Raw genomic sequence first — 2,800 nt, forward strand, 5'->3', positions numbered from 1 at the left:
GGATGGGAAGTCTTATCTTGAGGTCTGTTTCACGCTTAGATGCCTTCAGCGTTTATCAGTTCCAGACTTGGCTACTCTGCTATAGGCTTGGCAGCCTAACAGATGCACCAGCGGTCCGTTCATCCCGGTCCTCTCGTACTAAGGACAACGCCTCTCAAACTTCCTACGCCCACGACGGATAGGGACCGAACTGTCTCACGACGTTCTGAACCCAGCTCGCGTACCGCTTTAATGGGCGAACAGCCCAACCCTTGGAACCTGCTTCAGCTCCAGGATGCGATGAGCCGACATCGAGGTGCCAAACCTCCCCGTCGATGTGAACTCTTGGGGGAGATAAGCCTGTTATCCCCGGGGTAGCTTTTATCCGTTGAGCGATGGCAATCCCACTTTCATACCACCGGATCACTAAGTCCTACTTTCGTACCTGCTCCACCCGTCGGTGTCGCAGTCAAGCAACCTTCTGCCTTTGCACTCTTCGAATGGTTTCCGACCATTCTGAGGTTACCTTTGAGCGCCTCCGTTACTCTTTCGGAGGCGACCGCCCCAGTCAAACTGTCCACCTGACATTGTCCCAAACCCGGGTAACGGGCTCTGGTTAGAAGTTAAGTATTACAAGAGAGGTATCCCACCGGTGGCTCCACCAAGACTGGCGTCCTGGCTTCTTAGCCTCCCTCCTATCCTGTACATGTAATACCCAACCTCAGTATCAAGTTACAGTAAAGCTCCACGGGGTCTTTCCGTCCTGTCGCGGGTAACCAGCATCTTCACTGGTACTACAATTTCACCGGGTGCGCTGTCGAGACAGTGCCCAAATCATTACGCCTTTCGTGCGGGTCAGAACTTACCTGACAAGGAATTTCGCTACCTTAGGACCGTTATAGTTACGGCCGCCGTTTACTGGGGCTTAAGTTCAAAGCTTCGGATTATTCCTAACCTCTCCCCTTAACCTTCCAGCACCGGGCAGGCGTCAGCCCTTATACATCACCTTTCGGTTTAGCAAAGACCTGTGTTTTTGTTAAACAGTTGCTTGGGCCTATTCTCTGCGGCCTGCCGTTAAGCAGGCACCCCTTCTCCCTAAGTTACGGGGTCATTTTGCCGAGTTCCTTAACAACGCTTCTCCCGTCGGCCTTAGGATTCTCTCCTCATCCACCTGTGTCGGTTTACGGTACGGGCACCTATCACGCAATAGCAGCTTTTCTCGGCAGTGTGGATTCAGGAACTTCTCTACTTTTATTTCGATCCGCATCACACTTCATCCTCGTCTGGCGGATTTGCCTACCAGATGCGACTTTGTGCTTGCACGCAGCTTTCCATTCTGCGCCTTCCCTATCCTTCTGCGTCCCTGCAGTTCTGATAATAGGTGGTACTGGAATTTCAACCAGTTGTCCATCGACTACGACTTTCGTCCTCGCCTTAGGTCCCGACTTACCCAGGGCAGATCAGCTTTACCCTGGAAACCTTGGATATTCGGCCTAGAAGATTCTCACTTCTATCTCGCTACTCATTCCGGCATTCTCACTTGCATAAACTCCACAGCTCCTTCCGGTACTGCTTCTGCGTCGATGCAACGCTCCTCTACCAATCATACTAGATGATTCCATAGCTTCGGTGGTATGTTTTAGCCCCGGACATTTTCGGCGCAAGATCTCTCGACTAGTGAGCTATTACGCACTCTTTGAATGTATGGCTGCTTCTAAGCCAACATCCTAGTTGTCTTCGAAATCTCACATCCTTTTCCACTTAACATACACTTGGGGACCTTAGCTGATGGTCTGGGCTCTTTCCCTTTTGACCACGTGTCTTATCACTCGTAGTCTGACTGCTGTTGGTATCTTTATGGCATTCTGAGTTTGATATCCTTCGGTAAGCTTGTGGGCCCCCTAGGGAATTCAGTGCTTTACCTCCATTAGACTCCTAACAACGCTAGCCCTAAAGCTATTTCGAGGAGAACCAGCTATCTCCGGGTTCGATTGGAATTTCTCCGCTACCCACAGTTCATCTCCACCTTTTTCAACAGATGTGAGTTCGGACCTCCATTACCTTTTACGGTAACTTCATCCTGACCATGGGTAGGTCACCCGGTTTCGGGTCTATTCGCAGCGACTAAACTCGCCCTATTCAGACTTGGTTTCCCTTCGGCTTCGTACCTTCTGGTACTTAACCTTGCCACTACGAATAACTCGCCGGACCGTTCTACAAAAAGTACGCGGTCGCACGCATACGGTGCTTCCACTGCTTGTAAACATAGAGTTTCAGGTTCTTTTTCACTCCCCTCCCGGGGTTCTTTTCACCTTTCCTTCACAGTACTATACGCTATCGGTCACCGAGGAGTATTTAGGCTTGGGGGGTGGTCCCCCCGGCTTCCCACAAGGTTTCTCGTGTCTCGTGGTACTCTGGATCCTGCTAGGCTTCAATCCGATTTCGTCTACGGGATTATCACCCTCTATGATGCGTCTTTCCAAACGCTTCGACTATCTTCAATCTGTGCCACGACGCAGTCCGCAACCCCAAAGTACAAGTACTTTGGTTTGGCCTGTTTCCCTTTCGCTCGCCGCTACTTAGGAAATCGATGTTTCTTTCTCCTCCTGCTGGTACTTAGATGTTTCAGTTCCCAGCGTTCCCTTCATACAGTTATGGATTGGCTGTATGATGACTGTGGTTTGCACAGCCGGGTTTCCCCATTCGGACATCTACGGATCAAAGTTTATTTGCAACTCCCCGTAGCTTTTCGCAGCTTATCACGTCCTTCATCGGCTCTCGGTGCCAAGGCATCCACTCTACGCTCTTAGTAGCTTGACCT

The 2,800-nt window shown here is 50.7% G+C and carries 1 rRNA gene; it reads right to left on the reverse strand.

Annotated features, from left to right (window positions below):
- Nucleotides 1-2,799 (reverse strand): 23S ribosomal RNA (locus H8718_RS19890); the annotation flags it as partial.
- Nucleotide 2,800 lies beyond the last annotated feature (1 nt).

It is taken from the genome of Zhenhengia yiwuensis (genome assembly GCF_014384995.1).
Classification (GTDB): domain Bacteria; phylum Bacillota; class Clostridia; order Lachnospirales; family Cellulosilyticaceae; genus Zhenhengia; species Zhenhengia yiwuensis.